The sequence below is a fragment of the Aquamicrobium ahrensii genome (assembly GCF_040545755.1).
GTDB lineage: Bacteria > Pseudomonadota > Alphaproteobacteria > Rhizobiales > Rhizobiaceae > Mesorhizobium > Mesorhizobium ahrensii.
The window spans coordinates 1-23,529 of sequence record NZ_JBEPMN010000018.1; the positions used below are offsets into that span (position 1 = coordinate 1).

Here is a 23,529-nt window from a genome sequence, read left to right on the forward strand (position 1 = left end):
TTTTGTTGGCGAGCTCGCAGGCATCCCCTTTCTCGCCGCCAGCAGCCGTTTGGCGCGGCTAACCGTTGACGACCGATAAGCCAACATTATCGGTCGATATCAGGGATGGACAGGACGTGCGGTTTTTCGCATTTCTGTTACCACAAGTGCTTCTGGGAATTATCCTGCCGGCGATGAGTCCGCACCCGAAAGCCGCGCCGCCCGGCGTCCATGCCCACCCCGACCGCGGCGGCGGTGCTCGTGCTGGCCGGCTGGCGGCCCGGCACCGTCGCGGACGCCCAAAACCTTACGGCCGGCCTTGCGCGATGCCGTGCTGCTGACGCGTCCCGGCGACGATGTCGGCACGGCCCGCCGGGGATCTGCTGACGAAAAAAGCATTGCCGGTTTACTCGATGATTTCGACCTTGCGTGCGACGACGAGGCGGCGCACGATCCGGCCGCCGAGACCCGGGCCTGCCTCACGCCCTTGGCGCCTGGTTCGCCGACGCCCTGCGCAAGGGGTTCGGGTCGCCCGCACCACCGCTGCCTCGCCGTCGGGGCGACGGGCGGCGCGGCAGATTCCGAGCGGGCGAAGATGTTGCTCGGCCACTGAGCTACTTGCTCTCGTAATACCCCAAGACTTTGGCAGCAAGAAGCGCCACCTCCGCGCGCGGCGTCGAGCTCGAAAATCGGCCGTGAACATATCCTCGGTACCGATAGACTTTCGCGGCCGGTCACGCTGCACCTCGCGCGGGATCGATGAGCGCGAGGTGCGGTAGCACCAGATACCGGCCTTCCTGAAATCAGGGAATATGGACCTGTTGTCCAGTGCGGGACCGCACTTCCGCCTTTTTCAAACATTTTGGGTTGACCAGGTATTGGAATATGATATTCCATAGTTCATATTCTATAATGAGGATGGGCGCCGGTCCCATCCCGGATCGAAGAGGTGAGCATGGGGGAGGTGGGTTTCGGGCGTGCAGCGAGCGCGAAAGCCGATAATGTGGCGCTGGAGATCGTCGATCTTCGCATCAGCTACGGCAGTCTCGAGGTCGTCAAAGGGGTCACCATCACCGCGGATGCCGGTTCCCATCTGACGCTGGTGGGTCCGAGCGGCTGTGGCAAGACCACAATCCTGCGATCGATTGCGGGACTGGAGAAGCCTTCGGCCGGGCGCATCAGCCTGTTTGGCCGCCCGGTCTACGACAGCGCTGCGGGAATAGAGGTTTCCGCCGAGCATCGTGATGTGTCGATGGTCTTCCAGAGCTACGCCATCTGGCCGCACATGACGGTATTCGAAAATGTCGCCTATGGCCTTCGCCTGCGCAAGGTTGCCAGGGCCGAGATCGATCAGCGCGTCATGGCTGCCCTTGCCATGGTCGGGCTGGAGGAGCAGGCCCATCGCCCGTCGCCCATGCTCAGCGGCGGTCAGCAGCAGCGGGTCGCGCTGGCGCGAAGCTTCGTCTTCGATCCCAAGATTCTTCTGTTCGACGAGCCCTTGTCCAATCTGGATGCGAAGCTTCGCGCCCAGATGCGCCACGAACTCAAGGAGCTGACCAGTCGGCTGGGTATTACCGCCGTCTACGTGACCCACGATCAGGAAGAAGCCCTGTCCATGTCGGATCACGTCGTGGTCCTGCAATCGGGCATCGTGCGCCAGCAGGCGGATCCTTTCACCACCTATTTCAGGCCCCGCAATGCCTTTGTCGCCGACTTCATGGGGGCGTCCAATTTCCTGCCTCTGGAGCGGCGGCCCGCAGTCACGGACGGCGATCTGGTGGAGGCGCGTCTGGTCAACGGCGAGTCCGTTCTGTGCGCAGGCACCATTCCGGATGGAGAACTGGCCGGGGTGGCGGTCAAGGCGTCCCATCTCTCGCCGCAGGCCAGCCGTCCCTCGTCCGGTCGAAACATATGGGAAGTTACCGTCACGCAGCGAACGTTCGTCGGCGATCTTATGGAGTACAGCCTCGATTGGAAGGGGCTGGAACTGAGAGCCAGAACGCTGTCTTCCCAGATATTCGAGATTGGCGAGACGGTATACTGCTGCGTTTCCCCCGAATATGCGGTGCTTGTTGAAGCCTGAAAAGCCCCTTTCATGCCCGCTTTGATTGAAGAATACATGTTTGTGAAATCGAGGAAATTATGAAAACTGCCCGCGTTCTTATGAAGCACGAAACGATTTCTTTCGATCCAAACTGCCTGAACTCCGATTCCAGTGTCGGGACGGTCATCCTCAAGATGGTCTGCCAGGGCTTGCTGAAGATCGACCATGAGGGGCAGCTGGCTCCCGATCTGGCCACCTCGTGGACGGCTTCGGAAGATCAGCGTGTCTTTACCTTCGAGATCGACCGGAATGCGACCTTTCATTCGGGACGCCCGTGCGATGCCGAAATCGTGGCGTGGAATTTCAAGCGGCTGTTCAGCGGCACGGCAGACAGCCTGCTTGCCGCCGATTATGCCGGGCTGGAATCCGTACGGGCAACCGGCCGTCATACGGTGGAATTCCGTTTCGACGCGCCCAACACTCCCTTCCTGCGCAACCTCGCCTGGCGCACCCACATCGTCGACGATTGCGCCGACCAGCCGGTCGGCACCGGGCCGTTCCGCCTGACCGACTGGGTGCGCAACAGTCATATGACGCTGGAGACGGCTCGCGGCGACCGGCGCTGGGATGAGGTGAGCATCGATCGGGTCGACGTGCGCTTTGCCGCCAGCGCGGAGGAGCGTATCGAGGTCATCGAGCGTGGCGCGGCAGATGTCGTCGAAAGCGTTCCGGCGGGGGCTGCCGCCAGTCTCGAAAGCCGGGGCCTTCTCCATAGCGAAGCGGTTCCATCGCTCCAGAAGAGCGCGCTGTGCTTCAATTGTGCCGCGCCGCCCTTCGACGACCCCAGGATGCGGCAGGCCGTCGTCCACGCCATCAATCGCGAAAGGCTGGTCGCGGCGACGATCGGTCCGCAGGGCCGTATCGTCGACGGCATTATCCCGTTCGGAGAGCCGTGGGCCTGCGAACTGGAGCCGATCACCTATGATCCGCAGAAGGCAAGGGCCCTGATGAGGGAAGCCGGATATGGCGAGGGGCTGACGATCCGGGGGGCGTCGACCAATGTCGCCCCCATGCCGAAGCTCGCCCAGTTGGTGGCCGAGGATCTGGAAGCCATAGGCATCAAGCTGGAAACCGCGGTCTATTCGGATCCGCCATGGTGGCCCTATGTCTACCTGATGGCGCCATGGAACGTGGCTTTTCAGGGCAGCCCCGCCCGCCCTCACATCGACACATATCTGGGCCGCGAGTTCAGGACAGGCGGTGCCTTCAACGCGGGACGCTACAGCAACCCGGCGCTGGATCGCATCATCGACGAGGCGCGGCGAACACCCGATCCGGCTGCGCAAGCTTCGCTCTATGCCGATGCCCAGCGCATTATCAGGCAGGACCTGCCGGTCTATATCCTTTTCGCCTCGAATGTGCTGGTCGGCTGGCGGCCCGGCGTTCAGGGCTTCGCCCCCCATCCGATGGGCGTGCTGGACTTGACGAAGGTCCGCCTGGGAGAACACTAGAAGACTCGGGATTTGGTGGAGTGGTTCGATGACGCGCCCAGATGAAGCAACGATGGTTTTGAGCCCCCGGTCGGGGAAGGCGCCCAAAAGCGGCGAACTGTCCATCGGGGGCAGGCCGCAATTGCTGGCCGACAAGGTCTACGAAACCATTCGCCACGCCATCATCGACGGTGTGATCGAGCCGGGGGAGCGGGTCACCGAAAACAGCCTTGCCGAACGCCTTTCCGTCTCCAAGACGCCGGTCCGGGAGGCGCTGATGGAACTGCGGCGCGTGGGCCTCGTCGTCGATTGGGGCAGGCGCGGCGGTCAGGTCATCATGCCGTCTCGCGAAGCTTTTCAGGAAGTTTCGGAGGCGCGGGAGGCCATCGAGGTGCTGATCTCGGCCAACGCCGCGCTGCGCACCACGGAGGCGGAGAAGCAGGCGATCCGGAAGGCCGCCGAAACGTCGCTCCAGATAGCAAAGACAGGCGATGTCGATGGCTTCCACAACATCAATGTGGAATTCCATGCCCTTATCGCACATGGCGCCAAGAATGCCCGGTTGCTGAGCATGCTTCGCGATCTTTTCGACCTCAGCTCGCTGCTGAGGTTGCGCGATTTGCCGCCGGTGCACGATCTGGTCAAGTATGCGGGAGACCATATCGTAATCGCGGAGCTGATCGCCAAGGGCGATGACAAGGGCGCTGCGGAAGCCGCCCGTGCGCATGTGTTGTATACGCGCCGCGAAAACCTCGAAGCGTTCGATCGGCGTCGCAGGGCATAGAGCATCGATCCCGAAGCCGGGAAGCCCCGCCGACCAGGGGCACATGGAAGATCGGAAGAAAGCGCGGATTGCGGCCGCCGGCACATTGCCGCGCCTTGAGAGGTCGCGGCGCGTTTGGCCGGAGTGGGTCCGCGTTCGAGCCGGTTCCGCGAACGGCGCCTGCGGCGGGCCCTGAGCCGGGCGTGGCGGAGCCTGTACGCTTCGCCCGCATAATCCGGAGCCGGCGATGATATGCCGGGGATCGACTTTTAAAGCTTGTGGCGCAAGGCGCCCGCCGTGGCGGGTGTCCATGCATCCTGGAGGAGTGAGCGGATCGTGACAATCCAGGCCAAACCGCTCGAGCCGGAGCATTTCATCCCATATGGAACAGTCGGGCAGGCGCTGCGTCCTTCGGGAACCAGGGTGGAGGCTGCATGGTTCGGCGAGCAGAGCGATCATGGCCGTCCTCTCAATCTCGCCTATGCCGGGAAGGCCGAGACACCCGCCCCGCTTCGCATCGGACATCTGGAGAGGCACCGGCTCTCAGCCCAGCTGTTTGTACCGGTCGATCTGTCACGTTTTCTGGTGGTGGTCTGCCCGAGCCTTGCCCACGGCGGGCCGGACCTGTCGCGGCTTGCCGCCTTCGTCGCCCGTTCACAGCAAGCCGTGTGTTACGGCAAGGGAGTCTGGCATGCGCCGATGCACTTGCTGGACAGGCCCGGCTCCTACATGGCCGCGCGCAACTGCCATTCGATGCGAGACGACCTCGAGCTTTTCGAGCTGCCCGAAGCGCTTGAAATCGCAGTTCCGTGTGACGAACCCTGATCGAGTGCCTTCAGGGGAGGCAGACCGCGCTTGACTAAAATTATAGAATATGGAATATCATATTTCATATAGAGACATCGAGAAGCCGATAGGGAGGAGTGCTATGGTGTCAATGAAACTCGGTAAGGCCGCGCTTGCCGTCATGGGAGGGCTGTTGCTCTGGTGCGGTGCGGCGGCGGCGGACACATTCGACCGCGACGCGCTGGTCGAGGGGGCGCGCAAGGAGGGCAAGCTCGTTTGGTACACGGGTGCGCCCGATGATCTCGCCAGCCGGATGCTGTCCGCTTTCAACAAGAAGTATCCGTTCATCGACGTGAGCGAATACTATACCAGCACGGCCGGGCAGGTGCTTTCCAAGCTGCAGGCCGAAATCGCTGCCGGACGGAAGATCGCCGATGTGTTCCATACAGGCGACATGGGCACGGTGCTTACGTTGCACGGGCAGGGCCGCATCGCGACCTATGTCACGCCGGAACAGGATGCCTATGCCGATGCCTACAAGGACCCCGGAATATGGACCGGGTGGCGCATTTCGACCCTCAACATGGGGTACAGCAAAACCCGCATAAAGGACGAAGACGCCCCTGACTCATGGACGGCGCTGACCGACCCGAAATACAAGGGAAAGGTCGGCTTCCAGGATTCGACATCGGGTCTGCAGCATCTTCAGTGGTATATTCTCAAGCAGACGATGGGCGACGATTTCTGGCCGAAGGTGGCTGAGAACAATCCCGTGATTTATGGCGGCAATGTTGCCATTGTCGAAGCGGTGCTGCGTGGCGAACTGCATCTGGCCGGCGAAACCACCAGCTATTTCGTATGGGGTTACACCCAGAAGAAGAAGACGCCATTCCAGGGCGTGTGGCCGCAGGAAGGGGTGCCCATCGGCGTCCAGCCGATTTCGGTGCTCAACGATGCGCCCCACCCCAATGCGGCAAGGCTGTTCGTCGATTGGGTGCTGTCGCGCGAGGGTCAGCAGGTGATGGTCGATTCCATCGGGGATTATTCGGCGCGCGCCGATGTCGATCCACCGCAGGGCAGCCCGAAACTGGCCGATCTCAAGCAGCTTCTGCCCGATTCCTACGAGAATCTCCTGGAAAGCAAGAGCGCCTTCATCGAAGAATGGAAGATGCTCGCCAAGTGAGGCATGGGCCCGGCGGGCGGATTTCCGTTCGCCGGGAACGGACTGCGGTTTCGGAATATGAGCCGGTACCGCGGACAGCAGGCGAGGCACAGCACTGCGCCGCCGACATCTGTGCGGCGTGCGGAATTTCGTCGTCCCCATCGCCGTTAGCAGCCCGCATGAGCGGGCGGCGGGCGGTGCTTGCAGTCTCGTCGCTTCCACCCCTTTCCGCGCCGTGGAAGCGGCGCAGGTTTTGATGATGCCTCAAAGTTCCCGGCGCGCATTCACCGGAAGGTCGCATATGGTTTCGTCTCTGATCCGCAGCAAACTGGTCATCACCCGGGCTCTCGATCGCCATACGGTCGAGATCGTCGAGGGAGGAGCCGTCTACCAGCGTGACGGTGTCATCGTCGAGATTGGCGATGCTGAGGATCTGGCAGCCAGATATCCGGTCGATGAAGTACTGGGGTCACCGCATCATGTGGTGATGCCGGGCTTCGTCAACAGCCACCACCATGTCGGGCTGACGCCTCTGCAGCTGGGGGCGGTCGATGACGCTCTTGAGACGTGGTGGATAAGCCGCCTTGGCAAGCGCAAGGTCGATCTCTACCTCGACACGCTCTATTCGGCGTTCGAACTGGTCGAATCCGGGGTGACCACGGTCCAGCACCTTCACAACCGTCTGGGCGGAACGGTGGAGCAGATGGCGGTGGCGGCGAACCGGGTCCTCGACGCCTACGGTGCGGTGGGCATGCGCGTGTCCTATTCGCATTCGGTGCGCGACCAGAACCGCATCTCATACATGGCCGACGAGGAATACATCGCCAGGCTTCCGGACGATGTCGGGGCGCTGCTTGGGCCGGTGCTGCGAGCGCAGTCGATCCCGCTCGAGGACAACATCGCGCTCTTCGAGGCGCTTCACGACCAGCACCGGAATTCGGAGCGGGTCAGGATTCAGCTTGCGCCGTCCAACTTGCACTGGTGTTCGGACAAGGCTCTCGAACTCGTTCGCGACTGCGCGCTGCGCCACCAGGTGCCCATGCACATGCATCTTCTGGAAACCGTATACCAGAAGGAATATGCGAAGCAGCGGAGCGGGGGATCGCCGCTGCGCTATCTGCACGATCTGGGCATGCTCGGTCCTCTCATGACGATCGGCCACGGGGTCTGGTTCACCGAGGCCGATATCGAGCTGGCTGCCGAAACGGGCACGATGATCTGCCACAATGCCAGCTCCAACCTGCGCCTGCGCGACGGCATCGCACCGCTCAACGCATTCGAGGCCGGTGGGGTCAAGGTTGCCATCGGCATCGACGAGGCCGGTATCAACGACGACCGCGACATGCTGCAGGAGATGAGGCTGGTGCTGAATCTGCACCGGGAGCCCGGCATGCACGACCGCGTTCCGACAGCGGGCCAGGTTCTTCGCATGGCCACGGAACATGGCGCGCAGACCACTCCGTTCGGCGCCAGCATCGGCACGCTGGAGCCCGGAAAAGCGGCGGATATGGTGCTGTTCGACTGGCGCACCATTGCCTATCCCTATCTCGACGAGGAGGTCCCGGTGCTCGAAGCGGTGCTGCGCCGCGCCAGATCGCGCGATGTCGATACCGTAATCGTCGCCGGCGAGCCCATCCTGCGCGACGGGCGCTTCACCCGTATCGACAAGCAGGCGGTTCTGAACGAATTGGCTTCGGCTCTCGCCGTGCCGCGCGACGGAGACGAACAGGCGCAACTCGATCTGGCGCGCCGCCTCAAGCCCCATGCCGCCAGCTTCTATGATGCCGATCCACAGCACGGTTGCAGCTGCTGCCGGCCCTTCTATCACATGAATGCGCGGCAATAGCCGAACGCCAATTATCGGGGGATGCCCATGACCGACAAGCTGAAACTCGGCACTTTCGCGGGCCTGACGGCAATCGTTCTGTTCCTGGTCGGATATCCGCTCGTGATGCTGGTGTTGTCCAGCTTCGAGCCCATACCGCAGGGCGGGGGACTTCATGATGCCTTGCGCGGCTATCTGGTTCTCTTCGACAATCTCGATCTGCTCTACAATTCCATCGTCATCGCCGTCGGCAGCACGCTTCTGGCTCTGGTTTTCGGCGTCGGTCTGGCGTGGATCATCGCCCGCACCGACATCCCTTTTCGGGGGCTGCTGGAGCAGATGGTCGTCATCCCGTTCTATCTGACCCCGCTGATGGGCGCCGTTGGCTGGGCCCTGCTTGCGTCTCCCAACGAGGGCGGTGCGCTCAACGCGCTGCTGATGAGATGGTCGCTGGCAGATGAGCCCCTGTTCAACGTCTACACGCCGCTCGGCATCATCTGGGTGATGGGCATATATTTCGCTCCGTTTCCGTTCCTCTTCGCGGTCGGCGCGCTGCGTTCCATGGACCCATCGCTGGAGGAAAGCTCCCAGGTGCTTGGCAGCGGCCAGTTCGGCACCAGCCTGCGCATCACCTTGCCGCTCATCATGCCGGCCATGCTGGGCAGCAGCCTTCTGGTTTTCGTGCTGGCTGTCGGCCAGTTCGGCGTTCCGGCAATTCTGGGCAGCCCGAACGGTTATCACGTGCTGACAACGCGCATCTATGAATATGTGACCGGCTTCCAGCCGGATTACGCCGCGGCCTCGGCGATGGGCCTTTCGCTGTTCGCTTTCACGGCAGTCGGCGTCTATCTGCAATTCAAGGTGCTCGGCCAGAAGAAATACACCACGGTCACAGGACGCGGCTTTCGCCCCAAGCTGATCGACGCGCGCGGCTGGCGCCTGCCCCTGTTCGGCTTCGTGGTGTTCTATGTGGCAATTGCGGTGATACTGCCCATCGGAATGCTGCTGTTCGCGTCCCTCGTGGAGTGGATCGTCTACGATCCGGAATACATCCAGTTCACGCTGCAGAACTTCAACCATGTCATATACCAGCATTCCGCCACGAAGATCGCTGTCGGCAACACGCTGATCCTTGCCTTCTCGGCCAGTGCGATCATCCTTTTGCTGAGCGTGATCATCGCCTGGATGCTGCATCGTACGAACCTGCCCGGCCGGCGTCTTCTCGAATACGTGTCGATGGTGCCGGTGGCGGTTCCGGCGGTGGTGTTCTCCGTCGGACTGCTGTGGGCGTGGACCAGCATTCCGGTGATCCCGATCTACGGAACCTTGTGGATCCTGCTGATCTGTTACCTGACGATCTTTCTGCCCTACGGCATCCGGGCCATTTCAGCGACGCTGGTGCAGATCGACAAGAGTCTGGAAGAATGCGCCAGCGTCATGGGCGCTTCCTGGGGCCGCGTGCTGCGCACCATCACCTTTCCGCTGCTGGCGCCGGGATTGTGGGCCGGCTGGGCAATCCTGTTCATCTCGGTGACCAAGGAACTGACCGCCTCCGCCCTGCTTTACAACAGCAAGACTGTGGTGCTGTCGGTGGCCGTCTTCGACCTTTGGGCCCACAGTTCATTCACCAATGTCGCGGCGCTGTCACTGATACAGGCGGCCGTTATCTTCGCGGCCCTGTTTCTGTCCCGGCTGCTGGGACGCGCCAGGGGGGCGTCGGCATGAGATCCTTGGACAAGCATATGGAAAACCCGATGTCATACCCGCGCGACCTTGTGGGGTACGGCGCCAATCCGCCGGATCCCTGCTGGCCCGGTGCTGCGAGGGTGGCCGTGCAGTTCGTGCTCAACATCGAGGAAGGGGCCGAATACTCGCCCCTCGACGGCGATCCACGCTCGGAAATCGGGCTGGCGGAGGTTCCTGGTGGCCGCCTGCCTCCGGGCCATCGCGATCTCGCTTTCGAATCGATGTATGAATATGGCAGCCGGGTCGGCGTGTGGCGGTTGCTGCGGCTGTTCAGGGAACACGACATTCCGCTTACCGCGTTCGCCTGCGCGCTGGCGCTGGAACGCAATCCGCAACTGGCGCAGGCCATTGCAGACAGCGATATCGACGTGGTCTGCCACGGCTGGCGCTGGGAGGAGCCGTTTCACCTCGATGAGGAGCGCGAGCGGGCGCACATCGCGCGGGCCGTGGAATCGTTGCAGCGCACCGTCGGGCGCGCGCCGGAAGGCTGGTACTGCCGTTTCGGGCCTTCTGCGCACACACGCAGGCTGCTCGTGGAGCATGGCGGGTTTCTCTACGACTCGGACTGCTACAGCGATGAACTGCCCTTCTGGACCGAAGTTTCGGGCAGACAGCATCTGGTCGTACCCTACAGCTTCTCCACCAATGACAGCCGCTTCGCCAGCGGCGCGCTTTCGACGGGTGAAGAATATTTCACCATGTTGCGGGAGGCGTTCGACTATCTCTATGAGGAGGGTGCATCCCAGCCCCGGATGATGTCGATCGGGTTGCATGCGCGGCTTGCAGGCCATCCGATGCGCGCGCATGGCCTGCGCCGCTTCATCGACCATGTCAAAGGTCATGACCGTGTCTGGATTTGTACGCGTGGCGACATAGCCCGCCACTGGCTTCGCAAACATCCACCGAACCCCGGTCTCGACGGATAAAGTCTGTTTTCTTGCCCAAGGAATGGAGGGTCGAGCATGGATCTCGGTATCAGGGGACGGACGGCGCTTGTTCTGGGCTCCAGTCAGGGACTGGGGCGCGCGGCAGCCCAGGCCCTGGCGCGGGAAGGGGTGTCGGTCATACTGACGGGCCGTTCGCCGGAGCGCCTCGCCGCCGCCGCCGCAATTCTTCGCGCCGATGGCGCTGAAGACGTCGCAACCGAGCTTGTGGACCTATCCGATTCCGCCTTGCTGGCCGGATGGGTGGAGAGGATGGGCGCACGGGGCATCGATATCCTCGTCACCAATGGCGGCGGCCCGCCCCCCGGGCCGATCCCGGCAGTCGATGCCGATACATGGCGTCAGCAGTTCGACACCATGGTGAACGCTCCCATGCAGATCGCCGCCGGTCTTCTGCCTGGTATGCGCCATCGGAAATGGGGACGCATCGTCAACATACTCTCTTCCGGCGTCGTGCAGCCGATACCGAATCTGGGCATCTCCAACACTTTGCGCATGTCGCTCGTCGGGTGGGCGAAGACATTGTCGGGCGAAGTGGCGAGCGACGGGATCACGGTCAACTCGGTCGTTCCGGGGCGTATACACACCGGCCGAACCGACGAGCTGGACAGGCTTGCCGCCCTGCGGGCGAACAAGACGCCGCAGGAGATCGCACAGGCATCTTGTGCCGCCATCCCGATGGGTCGCTATGGCAGGCCGGAGGAATTCGCCGATGCCGTGGCCTTCATGGCGAGCGAGAGGGCGCGCTACATCACAGGTACGATATTGCGCGTGGATGGCGGCATGGTGAGGGGTATTTGATCGCGCCGCCTCTCGGGGGTCGTTTGCGGGAGGGTGCAAAATTCTACGCTAAGCCAAGGACGCGCTTTTCGTAATCCCTGAGTTCGCCCTTTGGGCCGACATAGCGGTAAAGAGTGACGCGCTCGCCCCTGAGTTCCTTGGATTCTTCCTCAATTTGTGTGGTTAACAGACTCTTACCGCAGCAGTTGCTACCTGGGGATGCGCACGAAATCGAAATGGTCACCCGGCCCGGGGGTCAGAGTACTGGGTATGACGCTTCACAATGAGAAATATTGGGTTGTTTCTGCGGCTCCGAAACCAGTGGGAATTTGCCCAGATTGCGGAAAGCGAAGCCGATATCGGCACGGTTGGCGTAAGCGCACTCTTCAAGGCTTGCCGGTTCAGGGCGAAGTGGTGAAAGTTCAGCATGCGCCACGGGTGATGATCACCGACAAGCTCCGTTCCTATGATGCCCGCCAGGCGCGACCTCATGCCCGGCGTCGAGCACCGGTCACACAAAGGCCTCAACAATCGGGCGGAGAACTCCCACCAGCCGGCCCGACGACGAGAGCGGATCATGAAACGCTTCAAGTCGGCCCGCCAGCTACAGCGTTTCGTCTCCATCCACAATCCAATCGCAACATGTTCCACTTTCCTCGCAACACCCTGTCATCTGCCGACCATCGAGACTTGCGCGACGCCGCCATGCAAATCTGGGGCAAAATCGCTCATGTCACCGCAGCGTGACAGCTGAACCCGCCAACTCTCTTTGGGTCAAGCGGCCGATAACTTTACAGTGCCCAGCTCAGGCACCGGGACGCCGCCTTCCGCTTGGCGCAGGATCGCCAGGATTTGGGATTCGCTAAATCTGCTCGTCTTCATCAAAATCTCCTCGATCACAATGCCGAGAAAATTCTACTTTTGAACCCAGTTATTTTGCGGGGGGATTACCAGGGCTATTCGCTTTCCCGAGCCATCGAGATGCTCTGGCTGGAAGACGGTGACCACGACCTCAAACCGCGCAAATCCGTGTCCGGCTTTACGGCGGCCGACCATCAAAAGGCGGTGTCCGCTTCGGTCGTTGAATGGACCGGACGCCTGCGCGGCTGAGGTGAGAGGCTCACCATCAAGACTGGACGAAGCCAATCTTTGGGAAGAGCCGGCGCTTGGCGCCTTTGACTTTTCACCGGGCAGACCTGTGGTGAATTCGGGCCATGATATCATCGCTCCTTCGAACCCGCTCCACGAGCGTCCGACTTGCGGATTACGGATGATGACCTACGTTGAGGCTGCGCTCGCCGCCTGCGCCACATGCGTCCATGGGAAGGGAAAGTTCCTTGCTTGCAGGAGATCTGATGTCCAGTCGTCGCCCGATCATTTTGACCGACGATCATGTCGCCCGCGTGAATTCGGCCGAGGGGCCGCTGCACGATCCGCACTGGCGGATGCTCGACGACGCCGATCTCGACCTGCTGGCCGGCAAGCTCACACAAGGACGGCCGCAACCGATACCGGTCTTCGCCTACGGATCGCTGATCTGGAACCCCGGCTTCGCCGTCCAGTCGCGCCGCCGCGCCACCGCCATCGGCTGGCATCGCAGCTTTTCGATTTCGCTCGACCATTTTCGCGGCACGCCCGAGCGGCCCGGCCTGATGCTCGCGCTCGCCTCGGGAGGGAGTTGCGAGGGGCTGGTGCTTGAGATCGCCGCGGGAACCGAGGCGGAATCGCTGCGCGCCATCCTGCGCCGCGAGCTTGTCGCCCATGAACTGGCCGCCAACGCCTGCTGGATCGAGGTCGACACCGAACGCGGCCGCGAGGAGGCGCTGACCTTCTACGCTGATCCGGTGGGAACCCGGGTGGCCGCGCTGACGATCGAGGAACAGGCGCAAAGGCTCGCCCGCGCCGCGGGCGCTGCCGGCTCGGGGGCGGAATATCTGCTGCGCACGGTCCGGGGACTGGCGGAACACGATATTCATGACGACTATATCTGGCTGCTCCAGCAACTCGTGGCTCGGGAAATCGAGGAAGGGGCGGCGGAGTCCCACGGCGCGGGCGCGCCGGAAATCTGACTAGAAGGAACTACCGATGACGCTGAAAGTGTATCTGTCCGGAGAAATCCATACCGATTGGCGCGATCGCATCATCGAAGGCGCAAGCGGGCTGGATGCCAGCTTCAGCGGCCCGGTGACGTGAGCGATGACTGCGGCGCGGCGATCCTGGGTCGGGAGGAGAATAAATTCTGGCACGATCACAAGGGGGCAAGATTGAATGCGATCCGCACCCGCCGGGGGATCGGCGAGGCCGATGTCGTGGTCGTCCGCTTCGGCGACAAATACCGGCAATGGAATGCGGCCTTCGACGCAGGTGTCGCATCGGCATTGGGAAAGTCGCTGATCGTTCTGCATGGACCCGAGCATCAGCATGCGCTGAAGGAGATCGACGCGGCCGCCCTTGCCGTGGCGGAACGCCCCGAACAGGTGGTCCAGATCCTGCGCTATGTCCTGACCGGCGCGTTGCCATGAAGTAGCGCAACGTTTTCGCCAAAGTGGAAACCGGAAGCGGATAAAATAGCCCGGATTTCCGGGCGTTCCCATCCCGGTTGACGGCGGTCAGGCTCCGAGAAGACTGGGCGTTCCGCCGTTGTGCCGGGCTACCGGCGAAACCGACTTGTCCGGACAGGTTTGCTGCTGGACCCGCGATCGGCCAGATCCTTTATGGCCACGCCAAGCGCAAGAAGTATCACAAGGCCGATCAATCCAAATCCAACTGTCACGGCGGTCGACCACGACGACGCCGAAAGGGAAGCGAAGACCGCCGCCGTAATCACGGCGATGCCAACCGACGTCCCGATACGCTGGCCGGTCTGCATGATGGCGCCGGAACTCCCGGCATAGTCCAGCGGCACATCCGCCAATGTCAGCGTCTGGTTCGGGCTGATGACGGAGCCCTGTGCGAGGCCGAGAAGCGATAGTGACAGCAATAGCCACCACACGCTGAGATGGCCGTTTTCATGCAGTTGAACGACCACAATACTTGCTGCGAGCCCGATTATGCCAAGGATCAGTCCGCCAATGACAATCTTGCGGCCATATCGCATCACTCGTTTTCCCGCCCAATCCGATGCATAGGCGGAGAGTAGGGCGGCAGGAACGCCGAATAACCCGGATTCAAGCGCGGTATTGCCGTTGCCTTCCTGAACATACAGCGCAACCAGCACCCAGATGCTCGTCATGCCCAGAAAATACAGCGTGATGATGATGGCGCCGTTGGTGAAGCTGCGGGTGGAGAATATCTTCAGATCGACCATCGGGCTGCCGCCCAGGCGCGCGTGGCGCTGTTCCCATCTTACCCAGAGATAGACGAGAGCGACGCCAAGCGGTAGCAGCAACCATATCAGGCCCGAGCCGCGCGATTCCACGAACGGAAACAGGATTGCCAGCACCGCCAGACCCAGGAGCGCTGCCCCGATCGGATCCAGTGAACGCAGTCGGTGCATCATACTTCCCCAACTGCCCGAAGCCGAATTTGGCGTGAGGCTGATGAGGGGCTTGGGGAACCATAGCCATCCCAGGATGATGGCGATGATGCCGAAAGGAACATTCACCAGAAACGTCAACCGCCATCCCAGTTCCGGACCGCCCATTTCGATCAGGAATCCGCCCAGCACGGGACCTATGGCGACGGAAACGCCGACGGCGGTTCCAAAATAGCCGAACGCACGTCCGCGCGCATCGCCCCGGAAATATTGCTGGATCATGCCAAGCCCCTGCGGGTTCAACAGTCCCGAACCGAGCCCTTGAGCGAACCGGGCCATGTTGAGCCACATGGCGTTGGGCGCCAGACCTGCGGCCACCGATGCGATCGTGAAAATACCGACCCCGAAAAGGAAGATGCCGCCGCGGCCCATGATATCGCCCGCGCGGCCGGCGGCCACCAGGACAATACCGAATGTCAGCGCATAGCCGGACAACACCCATTGCATGTCGGACAGCGAAGCATTCAGGTCGCGTTGTATGGACGGGAGAGCAACGTTGACGATGCTCACGCCGACAAGCGACATGAAGATGACGGTGAGGAGCACAGCCAGAATACGCCAACGTACCGAATCCGAGATCAAATCGGCGTCTGGTTGCTCTGAAATATTATGTGGTGGCGACAAATTCGTCCTACAGACCAACGGTTTGGTAAAATCGGGAACAGTGAATAAACACCGCATTGAACTCTGGGTGCGGTCGTCTGATATCGTAAAGGCGGCTCATTCCAGAGCCGGACTCGCGCCGGACATGACACAATTCGCGGGTTTAATCCTTTTCGGCCGTAGCCTCTCCTTCGCGCTTGCATGACCTCTCTTGCGGAGCCGCCCAAAACGCCGGGATGAGGCGGCCTCAGTCGCGCCAGTAATTATTGGCGGCGGCCACCGTCTGGAAATGGATGGCGATCACCTGCGATGAGGCGATCAACTGGGTGCTGTCCTGCTCATAGGCCGCACGCAGCTTGTCGCGGATATCGGCCGAGGGCTGGGTCAGCTTGACACCGACGCGGGCCAATTTGGCCGCAAGTTCGAAACCTTCCTGCGGGGTTGCGGTTTTGAGCGAGGGAAGCCAAGTGTCGGCCACAATGTTTTCCTTTCGACCTGCAGTAGCGGCAATCAGCTTATCGGGGGAATTTCGCGGGGCAAGCCGTCAACTGATGAAATCGTTGCGCCGGCAGGTTACAGCATACATGGTCCGTGCCGATGTCCGTCATCTTGATGAAAAACAGAAAACGGGAGAAGCATTGGGATCATGTTTTTCGATAGAGCGGCAAATACACCGTGAGAGCACTTCTTCCCACCGTCTTCGCGCTGTTGTTGTCTGTCGCCATTCTGGTCACGGGAAATGGCCTTCAATGGACACTGATACCGGTCAGGGCGAGCATTCTGGCTTTCGATCCGATTGAGATCGGACTGCTCGGTTCCTCCTATTACCTTGGCTTCGCACTGGGTTGCATCCTGGGTGGGCGCGTCATCCAGCGTGTGGGTCATATTCGCGCGTTTACCGCGCTCACCGCGATCGCGTCGACGGTGGCGATGCTCCACGCGCTCACCGGCGACCCGATGGTGTGGTGGGTCTTGCGGTCGATAACCGGCTTCTGTTTCGCGGGCCTCTATCTCGTTATCGAGAGCTGGCTGAACGAGCGTGCGTCCAACGATAATCGCGGCCTGGTCATGGGAATTTACACCATGATCAACCTGTCGGTGACGATTGTCGGGCAAATGATGCTGACCCTTGGCGATCCGGCGGATTTTCCGCTCTTCGCATTGGCTTCGATCCTGATCTCGCTCGCTGCGGTTCCAATCGCGCTTACGGCGGCCCGTCCACCGGCCCGCCTGACGGAGTCCAGGCTGCGACCCGTCAAATTATATGCCAGATCGCCTGTCGGGGTGGTCGGCGTCTTGCTTGCAGGCGTTGCGACCGGTGCGTTCTGGTCGCTTGGCCCTGCCTATGCGATCGCATTCGGCGCAGGCACATCGGAGATTGCGATCTTCATGTCCGTCACCGTTGTGGGCGGCGCGCTGGTGCAATGGCCAATCGGGCGGCTCTCGGACAACTTCGATCGGCGGATCGTTGTCACCGGGCTCTGCGCAGTGGGCGTGTTCGCCGCCTTGATTTTGGCGCTGGTCAATATTGAGGAGAGAGCGGTCACCGCAATTCTGGTCGCGGCCTTCGGAGCGTCCGCCATGCCGCTCTATGCGATTTGCGCGGCTCACGCCTTCGATCATATCGAAACTCAGGATACTGTGGAAACCTCATCCGGCCTGCTCCTCGCCAACGGGCTTGGCGCAATTGCAGGTCCGATTGCAGCGGCTTTCTTCATGGGGCCCTTCGGACCCGGCGGACTGTTCATTGCCACGGCAGGCGCGCATCTCATGCTGGCCGGTTTCGTTATCTGGCGGATCAGGACAAGTCATCCGGTGCCGAAAGAAGAGCGGAGCGAATTCGACCTTTCGACAACCGCGCCGACGATGGTGGCGCTGACGCCGCAGGAGAACGCCGGCGACTGAACACACAGCCTCCTCTATTGAAGCCGGTCCGTTCCGGTGGTGGCATGCATCGCCGACCGCCTTCGAGGCTTCGCGGCGGATGAACGCGCCCGGCTTCTTCCCGGCCGCCTGGGCAGCCAGCCATTTCCATTTCAGAGGGGTCAAGCGCATATATGTCAGGCAGGTCTGAACGACGGACAGAGGGCCGGATTGGTTTCGATCCTCGCTGCTCCGATCAGGTCCAGGCAATAGGGCACGGCGGGGAAGACCGCGTTGAGGCACACATCGATGGCTGACGGCTTGCCGGGCAGGTTGATGATCAGCGTGCGGCCACGTATGCCGGCAGTCTGCCGGGAAAGGATTGCGGTTGAAACATGGGCCAAGCTTGCTTGCCGCATCAGTTCGCCGAACCCCGGAAGTTCCTTGGTGACGACCTTAAGCATCGCCTCGGGGGTGAGGTCACGCGGCGAAGGACCGGTGCCGCCCGTCGTCAGCACAAGGTCGGCATTGTCCCGGTCGCACAGTTCCACCAGCGCATCACCGACGCTTTCGACACCGTCGGCTACGGTTCGGCGGACACATTCGAACCGGTTTGTAATCGCGGCGCGTAGCCAATGCTCTATGGCGGGACCGCTCAAATCCTCATAATCGCCGCGGCTGGCGCGATCCGAAACAGTCAGGACGGCGACAAGCGTCATTTGCCGGTTTCCTCATGCGCTGATGTGCGGCCTCGATCCGGCCTCGCCTCTGGCATAGCCGTCTACGAGGCGTCCGGGCAGTTCGAGACATGAAAGTGCGAACCGGGCGGTTTCGGAATCCTGCGTCCCATCGAGCATGTAACGGTAGGTGCGCGCCACCTCCACCATGTCGCAGTCGTGTGGCGATAGCCTCAGTCGCCCTATGCCGTGGCGTAAAAGCGTGTCCGGCTCGAACAGCGCGGCATGAACCTCGGCCGACAGGGTCTGCACGCCGTTAATGGCCAGGAAAGACTGATCGTCAAGCGTGTCGACCGCCAGCCCGTCGGGATCCTGCTCGCAGGTGAACTGGCACGAATCCTTGTGTAGCCCATGCAGCCTTGCATGGTAGCAGCGGCCCGACAGCGCAAGCGGTAGCCGGCCGAAGGCAAACAGCTCGAACTCGATCTGCGGGCAGGCGCCGGCGATGGCGCTCACCGTCTCCAGCGACAACTCCACCGGCGGGCAGATGGTGGTGGCGCCGTGGCGCGCGAGGAAGCGTGCGGTCGCTTCGTTGTAGACGTTGAGGAAAGGGCCGGTGACGAAGGGCCTGCCGCTGCGCGCGGGCAGGGCGGTGATGTCGTTGATCTCGACCAATCGGTCGTCTGCGCACAGCTCGGCGATGGCCTTGCGCTCGCGCACGGTTGCGGGGGCGGCGAGTGTCGACAGCACCACTTGCTTGCCGCCGCGCTCCAGCCTTTCGATGATTTCGGGCCAGATGGGATCGGAAAACGGCATGCGCTTGCCGCACACGACCTCGCCGACATGGACGCGCTCCAGCGCCGCTTCATCGGCGATGCGAAAATAGAAATTGCGCAGTCGCTCCGCCGGCCAGTGGAAGAACAGCGGCCCGAGCGTCAGGGCGACCCGTTTCATGGTCTATCTCCAGATCTTGCGGTAGGCGCCGGTGGTCTGGCGTCCGCCTTCGGACAGGCCGGCGAGGATGTGGTCGATCTCGGTCGCGTCATGGCCCTGTTCGGCCGCATCCACGGCTTTCCTGAAGGCGCGCACGACCGCGGTGACATAGCCCTTGCCGCGCTGGCGGCCCTCGATCTTCAGGGCGGTGACGCCCGCCGCCTTGAAGGCCACGATCATGCTGCCGGCATTGAGGCTCACGGGGTCTTCGAACAGGTAGCCGGCTTTGCTGCCGGCCTTGAACCTGCCCTTGCACAGCGTCGGATAGCCGGCCGGCTCGCCCGGCGCGTAGCGGTCGATGGTGAAGCCGGCGAGCCGCGCGGCGGCGCCTTCGCGGTCTTCGTCATAGCTCACCATCTCGGGCGGCGAGCAGACACCGTTGAGATTGGGCGAGCGCCCGGCGGCGTAGGAGGAGAGGTGGCAGCGGCCTTCGATCATCACGCACAAGCCGCCGAACACGAAGGCTTCGGTCTCGACCTTGATGGCGCGGTTGAGGGCGGCGATTTCCTGCACCGACAGCACGCGCGGCAGCACGACGCGGCGCACATTGAAGGCGACGGCATAGAAGCCGATCGATTCCGGCGTCGCCGCCGCCGCCTGCACGGAAAGATGCAGGCGGGCGTCGGGATGCTGGGTGGCCATGTGTTCAAGCACGGCGATGTCGGCGGCGATCACCGCGTCCGCCCCGCAGGAAACGGCCGTATCGGCGGCCCGCCGCCAAGGGTCGGTGTCACCGGCGCGCGCGAAGGTGTTGATGGCGACCAGCACCTTGCTGCCATGGGCATGGGCGAAGCGCACGCCTTCGGCCATCTCCTGCGGCGAGAAATTGAGGCCGGGGAAATTGCGCGCATTGGTCTCGTCGCGGAAACCGCAATAGATCGAATCCGCCCCCGCCTGAACGGCGGCCCGCAGCGCCGAAGGCGTGCCGGCGGGGCAGACGAGTTCCATCCTGCCGCTTGTCGTCATGGTTGCGTCCTTTCACGCCGATGGCCGCCGGTGGCGATCTGGCGGGCGAGCGACAGCCCGCCCAATATGCCTGAATCGGCGAGGCGGGCGGCCGCGCCACTGAAGCCGAGCAGGTCGGATGGCCGCAATTCGGCGTCCTCTATGGCGTTGCGCAGCGCCACCACCGCTTCGGTGCGGCCGCTGACGGAGATGGCGCGGTGGAAAAACAGCGCGTCGCCGTCCAGCGTGCCGTCGAGAATGCCGAGCAGGAGCAGGATCGGGCCGCGGATGACGACGTCGGAGGCCGCCGCGCCGCTTTTGCCCGTGCTGCTTTTGCCAGTGGCGCGCACCGTGGTGGCGTCGCCATCCGGCACGACATGGAAGACGAAGGGCAGGTCGGTCGGGTCGATGAGGAAGTGCGCCTTGCTGAATTCGCCGAGCCGCTCGAAGGCTTCCGGCCGCCGCCGGGCGAGAGAACGCAGAGCCTGCGTCAAAAGCGGGCCGAGGGGGCGGCCGGGAAACGCTGGCAGGAAACGTATCCGCCTGGGCAGGCTGGCATCGTCGTTCGGGTCGAGCGCCATCGGCTCCTCCAGAGCGCTTCAGGGTGGACAGACTATAGAAAGGAAGAAGGTGAGGCGGCTTGCGCTAGATCAAACAGAAGCAACCTTTCGGGAGGACTTTCCGCTGGAGCGGCGGGCGTTCTGATGAACGCAGCTCCCGCTTTTCCAGCTTCTTTTCCCGTCCGCATTTGTGCAATGTCAGACGATTCCGTCTGACTGAAAAAAGCTCTAATGCGGCCAACGGGCACATCGTCATGCAGGCTGTTGCGACCTACACTCCTTGCGCAACGTCCGACCAGCGCAGGGAGGCAGTCATGTGTTCCGATGCTCGACACTGGCCTCAGACGGACCGGGTCTGGCGTCAGTTCGGCCAGTTGGACCTTGTCATGGAGCGCGCACGGGTAGATCCTGTTCTTGCCGCCCGCAAGGCCGGTGGAACGGCCCTTGCGGCGGCACGCAATATCTGCCTCACCTGTCTTCATCACAAGCAATGCCGGTCGCTGCTCGATCATGACGATGGGGACGTGATCATGTCCTTCTGTCCGAATGCGGACTTTTTCGACCGGTGCCGCCGGCGTGGGCTTCACCGAACCATGGCGACAAAGCGCAGCGGGTGAAGCCAGCGATCGTAAACTATTTCGGCCGTCTTTGACCGAGCGCAACGGCGGGCTTCGTCTTGCCTGATATCGGTGATGCCGGTGATTTGCGACGCTTCGTGGTGTCGGCGGTTTGGGGCGTCTTCATGTACCAACGTACTCTACCTCTTTTCCCGACTCTCGGCGCTTTCCTTGCCTATCTGAAAGAGCGGGACGAACTCGAAACCATCCACGCGCCCATCTCCATGCATCTGGAGGTCACCGAACTGCATCGCCGGGTGATCGCCGCCGATGGCCCGGTCCTGCAGCTGACCGGCGCGTTCGATCGGGATGGTAACGCGGCCCGAATGCCTGTGGTGACCAACCTGTTTGGAACTCCCTCACGCGTCGCCTGGGGGCTGGGCGCCGATGTCGAGGGTCTCGCGGCATTGGGGGAAATGCTCGCCTGGCTGCGCTCGCCGCAGCCGCCGCAGAGCATGCGCGAGGCCCGCACGATGCTGCCGGCGGCCCGCAGCGCATTGCAGGCGCGGCCGAAAAAGGTAGGTGCGCCGAGGGAATGGCGCGACGCGGACCCGGACTTTTCGTTCCTGCCGGTGCAGACCTGCTGGCCTGGCGACGCCGGCCCGTTGATCACCTGGCCGGTGGTCGTCACCCGTCCGCCGGGGGCGGACGACCAGGCCGCCTATAATCTCGGTATCTACCGCATGCAGGTCATCGGCCGCGACCGCGCCATCCTGCGCTGGCTGCCGATGCGGGGCGGCGCCGCCCACCACCGGTTGTGGCGGGAGCGGGGAGAGGAAATGCCGGTGGCGGTCGTGATCGGCGCGGACCCGGCGACGCTGCTCGCCGCCGTCATGCCAGCTCCCGAAGGCGTATCCGAACTGGCGCTGTCCGGCATGATCGGCAACCGGCGCGTGGCGGTCGCCGCCTGCGCGACCATCCCGCTCCACGTGCCCGCGAGCGCCGAGATCGTTTTGGAAGGAACGGTCTCGCCGACGGAGACAGCGCTCGAAGGGCCTTTCGGCGACCATACCGGTTATTACAACGAAGCCGAGCACTATCCGGTCTTCACGCTGAAGCGCCTTCGCATGCGCGATGGTGCGAACTACCTCACCACGTTCACCGGCCGAGCGCCGGACGAGCCGTCCGTTCTGGGGGCCACGCTGCTGGAGGTGTTCAAACCGTTGCTGCGACAGGCGATCCCCGAGATCGTGGACGTCTGGATGCCGCCGGAGGCCTGTTCTTATCGGATTGCCGTAATCGCCATCACCAAGAGATATGCAGGGCAGGCGCGCCGCGTCATGATGGGCTTCTGGTCCCTGCTGCCCCAGTTTTCTATGACCAAGACGATCATCGTGGTGGATGACGATATCGATATCCGTTCGTGGGACGATGTGATGTGGGCTTTGTCCACGCGGATGGACCCTTCGCGTGATCTGCTTCTGTTGGAACGGACGCCCGTCGATCCGCTTGATTTCGCCTCGCCCCTGGACGGGCTGGGCGGCAAGATGGGTCTCGACGCAACCCGCAAGGTCGGCTCCGAGACCAGTCGGGAATGGGGCGTCAAGCTGGCGATGGACATTGCGATTACGAAACGGGTCGCTGAGCGCTGGCGGGAATTCTTTCCCGCACGACAGGGGAGCACGCGATAATGACGTCGCGATTGATCGTTGGCGTTACCGGAGCTTCGGGCTCGGTGCTGGCGCTGGAGACGCTGCGCCAGCTTCGCGGAGCCGGCGTCGAGACGCATCTCGTGGTGACGAACGGGGCGCGGATGACGATCGCCCACGAACTGGGCAGCGAAGGCCTTGCCCGATTGAACGAGGCGGCGACCCATGTCCATTCGCCGCGCAATCTCGCTGCACCCATCGCCAGCGGCTCGTTCCGCACCGCGGGCATGATCGTGGCTCCGTGCTCGATGCGCAGCCTGGCGGCCATGGCGCATGGGCTGGGCGACAACCTTTTGACCAGGGCCGCGGATGTGGTGCTGAAGGAAAAGCGCCGGCTGGTGGTGGCCCCGCGCGAGGCGCCGCTGCATGAAGGCCATCTTGAAGCCATGCTGAAGCTGGCCCGGCTGGGAGCCGTTATCGCCCCGCCGACGCCGCCGTTCTATGCAAGGCCCGCCACAATGGAGGATATGGTGCGTGAGATCGCAGCCCGGCTCCTGCAATGGGCAGGCATCGATCCCGGCGAGAGCATGACGCGGTGGGGATGGCGATGAAATCGTTCAACGTATTT

General features: G+C 62.6%; 21 protein-coding genes and 3 pseudogenes. 17 read left to right on the forward strand and 7 right to left on the reverse strand.

What is annotated here, in order from left to right; all coding sequences use genetic code 11:
• Positions 1-298 precede the first annotated feature (298 nt).
• The 10 genes from ABID44_RS16735 to ABID44_RS16780 all read left to right on the forward strand — a co-directional run bounded on the left by ABID44_RS16735 (position 299) and on the right by ABID44_RS16780 (position 11,540).
• Positions 299-592: a hypothetical protein gene (locus ABID44_RS16735; protein ID WP_354152847.1), complete on the forward strand. Its 294-nt coding sequence runs from the start codon at positions 299-301 to the stop codon at positions 590-592.
• 342 nt (positions 593-934) lie between these two features.
• On the forward strand, positions 935-2,062 hold the full coding sequence (locus ABID44_RS16740) for an ABC transporter ATP-binding protein (protein ID WP_354152848.1): 1,128 nt from the start codon (positions 935-937) through the stop codon (positions 2,060-2,062).
• A 59-nt stretch (positions 2,063-2,121) separates the two neighbouring features.
• A complete protein-coding gene (locus ABID44_RS16745; RefSeq protein WP_354152849.1) occupies positions 2,122-3,534 on the forward strand; it encodes an ABC transporter substrate-binding protein in 1,413 nt (470 codons plus the stop codon).
• 28 nt (positions 3,535-3,562) lie between these two features.
• The gene (locus ABID44_RS16750; RefSeq protein WP_354152850.1) at positions 3,563-4,297 is read left to right on the forward strand and encodes a GntR family transcriptional regulator; all 735 of its coding nucleotides are present in this window, start codon (positions 3,563-3,565) and stop codon (positions 4,295-4,297) included.
• Between the two features lie 315 nt (positions 4,298-4,612).
• Positions 4,613-5,101 (forward strand): ureidoglycolate lyase, encoded by a 489-nt coding sequence (locus ABID44_RS16755; RefSeq protein ID WP_354152851.1) that lies wholly within the window; start codon positions 4,613-4,615, stop codon positions 5,099-5,101.
• Between the two features lie 112 nt (positions 5,102-5,213).
• Positions 5,214-6,245: an ABC transporter substrate-binding protein gene (locus ABID44_RS16760; protein WP_354152852.1), complete on the forward strand. Its 1,032-nt coding sequence runs from the start codon at positions 5,214-5,216 to the stop codon at positions 6,243-6,245.
• 280 nt (positions 6,246-6,525) lie between these two features.
• Positions 6,526-8,070, forward strand: a complete 1,545-nt coding sequence (locus ABID44_RS16765) for an amidohydrolase family protein (protein WP_354152853.1) — start codon at positions 6,526-6,528, stop codon at positions 8,068-8,070.
• 27 nt (positions 8,071-8,097) lie between these two features.
• Entirely contained in the window at positions 8,098-9,774 is a 1,677-nt protein-coding gene (locus tag ABID44_RS16770) for an ABC transporter permease (RefSeq protein ID WP_354152854.1), read from the forward strand.
• A gap of 29 nt (positions 9,775-9,803) precedes the next feature.
• The gene (locus ABID44_RS16775) at positions 9,804-10,721 is read left to right on the forward strand and encodes an allantoinase PuuE (protein ID WP_354152855.1); all 918 of its coding nucleotides are present in this window, start codon (positions 9,804-9,806) and stop codon (positions 10,719-10,721) included.
• Positions 10,722-10,757: 36 nt separating this feature from the next.
• Positions 10,758-11,540 (forward strand): SDR family oxidoreductase, encoded by a 783-nt coding sequence (locus tag ABID44_RS16780; RefSeq protein WP_354152856.1) that lies wholly within the window; start codon positions 10,758-10,760, stop codon positions 11,538-11,540.
• A 43-nt stretch (positions 11,541-11,583) separates the two neighbouring features.
• On the opposite strand, the pseudogene ABID44_RS16785 reads toward ABID44_RS16780, so the two are convergent.
• Positions 11,584-11,682: pseudogene (locus ABID44_RS16785) on the reverse strand (recombinase family protein); the annotation flags it as partial.
• Positions 11,683-11,789: 107 nt separating this feature from the next.
• On the opposite strand from ABID44_RS16785, the pseudogene ABID44_RS16790 reads away from it, so the two are divergent.
• From ABID44_RS16790 to ABID44_RS16805, 4 genes and pseudogenes are all read left to right on the forward strand, one after another.
• A pseudogene (locus ABID44_RS16790) lies at positions 11,790-12,266 on the forward strand (DDE-type integrase/transposase/recombinase); the annotation flags it as partial.
• 189 nt (positions 12,267-12,455) lie between these two features.
• Entirely contained in the window at positions 12,456-12,629 is a 174-nt protein-coding gene (locus ABID44_RS16795) for an alpha/beta family hydrolase (RefSeq protein WP_435521463.1), read from the forward strand.
• A 245-nt stretch (positions 12,630-12,874) separates the two neighbouring features.
• On the forward strand, positions 12,875-13,588 hold the full coding sequence (locus ABID44_RS16800) for a gamma-glutamylcyclotransferase (RefSeq protein ID WP_354152857.1): 714 nt from the start codon (positions 12,875-12,877) through the stop codon (positions 13,586-13,588).
• Positions 13,589-13,604: 16 nt separating this feature from the next.
• Positions 13,605-14,041 (forward strand): annotated as a pseudogene (locus tag ABID44_RS16805) (YtoQ family protein).
• Positions 14,042-14,169: 128 nt separating this feature from the next.
• On the opposite strand, the gene ABID44_RS16810 reads toward ABID44_RS16805, so the two are convergent.
• The gene (locus ABID44_RS16810; protein ID WP_354152858.1) at positions 14,170-15,678 is read right to left on the reverse strand and encodes an MFS transporter; all 1,509 of its coding nucleotides are present in this window, start codon (positions 15,676-15,678) and stop codon (positions 14,170-14,172) included.
• 226 nt (positions 15,679-15,904) lie between these two features.
• Positions 15,905-16,135: a hexameric tyrosine-coordinated heme protein gene (locus tag ABID44_RS16815; protein WP_354152859.1), complete on the reverse strand. Its 231-nt coding sequence runs from the start codon at positions 16,133-16,135 to the stop codon at positions 15,905-15,907.
• A 197-nt stretch (positions 16,136-16,332) separates the two neighbouring features.
• Here ABID44_RS16815 and ABID44_RS16820 point away from each other — a divergent pair, with 197 nt between their 5' ends.
• Entirely contained in the window at positions 16,333-17,562 is a 1,230-nt protein-coding gene (locus ABID44_RS16820; RefSeq protein WP_354152860.1) for an MFS transporter, read from the forward strand.
• A 155-nt stretch (positions 17,563-17,717) separates the two neighbouring features.
• Here the strand turns inward: ABID44_RS16820 and mog are convergent, their stop codons facing one another.
• The 4 genes from mog to ubiT are packed head-to-tail and all read right to left on the reverse strand — an operon-like array spanning position 17,718 to position 20,716.
• Entirely contained in the window at positions 17,718-18,239 is a 522-nt protein-coding gene (gene mog, locus ABID44_RS16825) for a molybdopterin adenylyltransferase (protein ID WP_354152861.1), read from the reverse strand.
• A gap of 12 nt (positions 18,240-18,251) precedes the next feature.
• Entirely contained in the window at positions 18,252-19,151 is a 900-nt protein-coding gene (ubiV, locus tag ABID44_RS16830) for a ubiquinone anaerobic biosynthesis protein UbiV (protein WP_354152862.1), read from the reverse strand.
• Between the two features lie 3 nt (positions 19,152-19,154).
• Complete coding sequence (gene ubiU, locus ABID44_RS16835; protein WP_435521464.1) at positions 19,155-20,138, reverse strand: ubiquinone anaerobic biosynthesis protein UbiU; 984 nt, start codon at positions 20,136-20,138, stop codon at positions 19,155-19,157.
• 14 nt (positions 20,139-20,152) lie between these two features.
• Positions 20,153-20,716, reverse strand: a complete 564-nt coding sequence (gene ubiT / locus ABID44_RS16840; RefSeq protein WP_354152864.1) for a ubiquinone anaerobic biosynthesis accessory factor UbiT — start codon at positions 20,714-20,716, stop codon at positions 20,153-20,155.
• Positions 20,717-21,437: 721 nt separating this feature from the next.
• Between ubiT and ABID44_RS16845 the strand changes: the two genes are divergently transcribed.
• On the forward strand, positions 21,438-22,943 hold the full coding sequence (locus ABID44_RS16845; protein WP_354152865.1) for a UbiD family decarboxylase: 1,506 nt from the start codon (positions 21,438-21,440) through the stop codon (positions 22,941-22,943).
• Complete coding sequence (locus ABID44_RS16850; protein ID WP_354152866.1) at positions 22,943-23,512, forward strand: UbiX family flavin prenyltransferase; 570 nt, start codon at positions 22,943-22,945, stop codon at positions 23,510-23,512. The genes ABID44_RS16845 and ABID44_RS16850 overlap by 1 nt, the downstream gene beginning before the upstream one ends.
• The last annotated feature ends 17 nt before the right edge of the window (positions 23,513-23,529 follow it).

Bases quoted from the DNA above. Each gene is read 5' to 3' on its own strand.
- ABID44_RS16740 (WP_354152848.1), top strand. From the start codon at position 935: ATGGGGGAGGTGGGTTTCGGGCGTGCAGCGAGCGCGAAAGCCGATAAT.
- ABID44_RS16745 (WP_354152849.1), top strand. From the start codon at position 2,122: ATGAAAACTGCCCGCGTTCTTATGAAGCACGAAACGATTTCTTTCGAT.
- ABID44_RS16750 (WP_354152850.1), top strand. From the start codon at position 3,563: ATGACGCGCCCAGATGAAGCAACGATGGTTTTGAGCCCCCGGTCGGGG.
- ABID44_RS16760 (WP_354152852.1), top strand. From the start codon at position 5,214: ATGAAACTCGGTAAGGCCGCGCTTGCCGTCATGGGAGGGCTGTTGCTC.
- ABID44_RS16765 (WP_354152853.1), top strand. From the start codon at position 6,526: ATGGTTTCGTCTCTGATCCGCAGCAAACTGGTCATCACCCGGGCTCTC.
- ABID44_RS16770 (WP_354152854.1), top strand. From the start codon at position 8,098: ATGACCGACAAGCTGAAACTCGGCACTTTCGCGGGCCTGACGGCAATC.
- ABID44_RS16775 (WP_354152855.1), top strand. From the start codon at position 9,804: ATGTCATACCCGCGCGACCTTGTGGGGTACGGCGCCAATCCGCCGGAT.
- ABID44_RS16780 (WP_354152856.1), top strand. From the start codon at position 10,758: ATGGATCTCGGTATCAGGGGACGGACGGCGCTTGTTCTGGGCTCCAGT.
- ABID44_RS16800 (WP_354152857.1), top strand. From the start codon at position 12,875: ATGTCCAGTCGTCGCCCGATCATTTTGACCGACGATCATGTCGCCCGC.
- mog (WP_354152861.1), bottom strand. From the start codon at position 18,239: ATGACGCTTGTCGCCGTCCTGACTGTTTCGGATCGCGCCAGCCGCGGC.
- ubiV (WP_354152862.1), bottom strand. From the start codon at position 19,151: ATGAAACGGGTCGCCCTGACGCTCGGGCCGCTGTTCTTCCACTGGCCG.
- ubiU (WP_435521464.1), bottom strand. From the start codon at position 20,138: ATGGAACTCGTCTGCCCCGCCGGCACGCCTTCGGCGCTGCGGGCCGCC.
- ubiT (WP_354152864.1), bottom strand. From the start codon at position 20,716: ATGGCGCTCGACCCGAACGACGATGCCAGCCTGCCCAGGCGGATACGT.
- ABID44_RS16845 (WP_354152865.1), top strand. From the start codon at position 21,438: ATGTACCAACGTACTCTACCTCTTTTCCCGACTCTCGGCGCTTTCCTT.
- ABID44_RS16850 (WP_354152866.1), top strand. From the start codon at position 22,943: ATGACGTCGCGATTGATCGTTGGCGTTACCGGAGCTTCGGGCTCGGTG.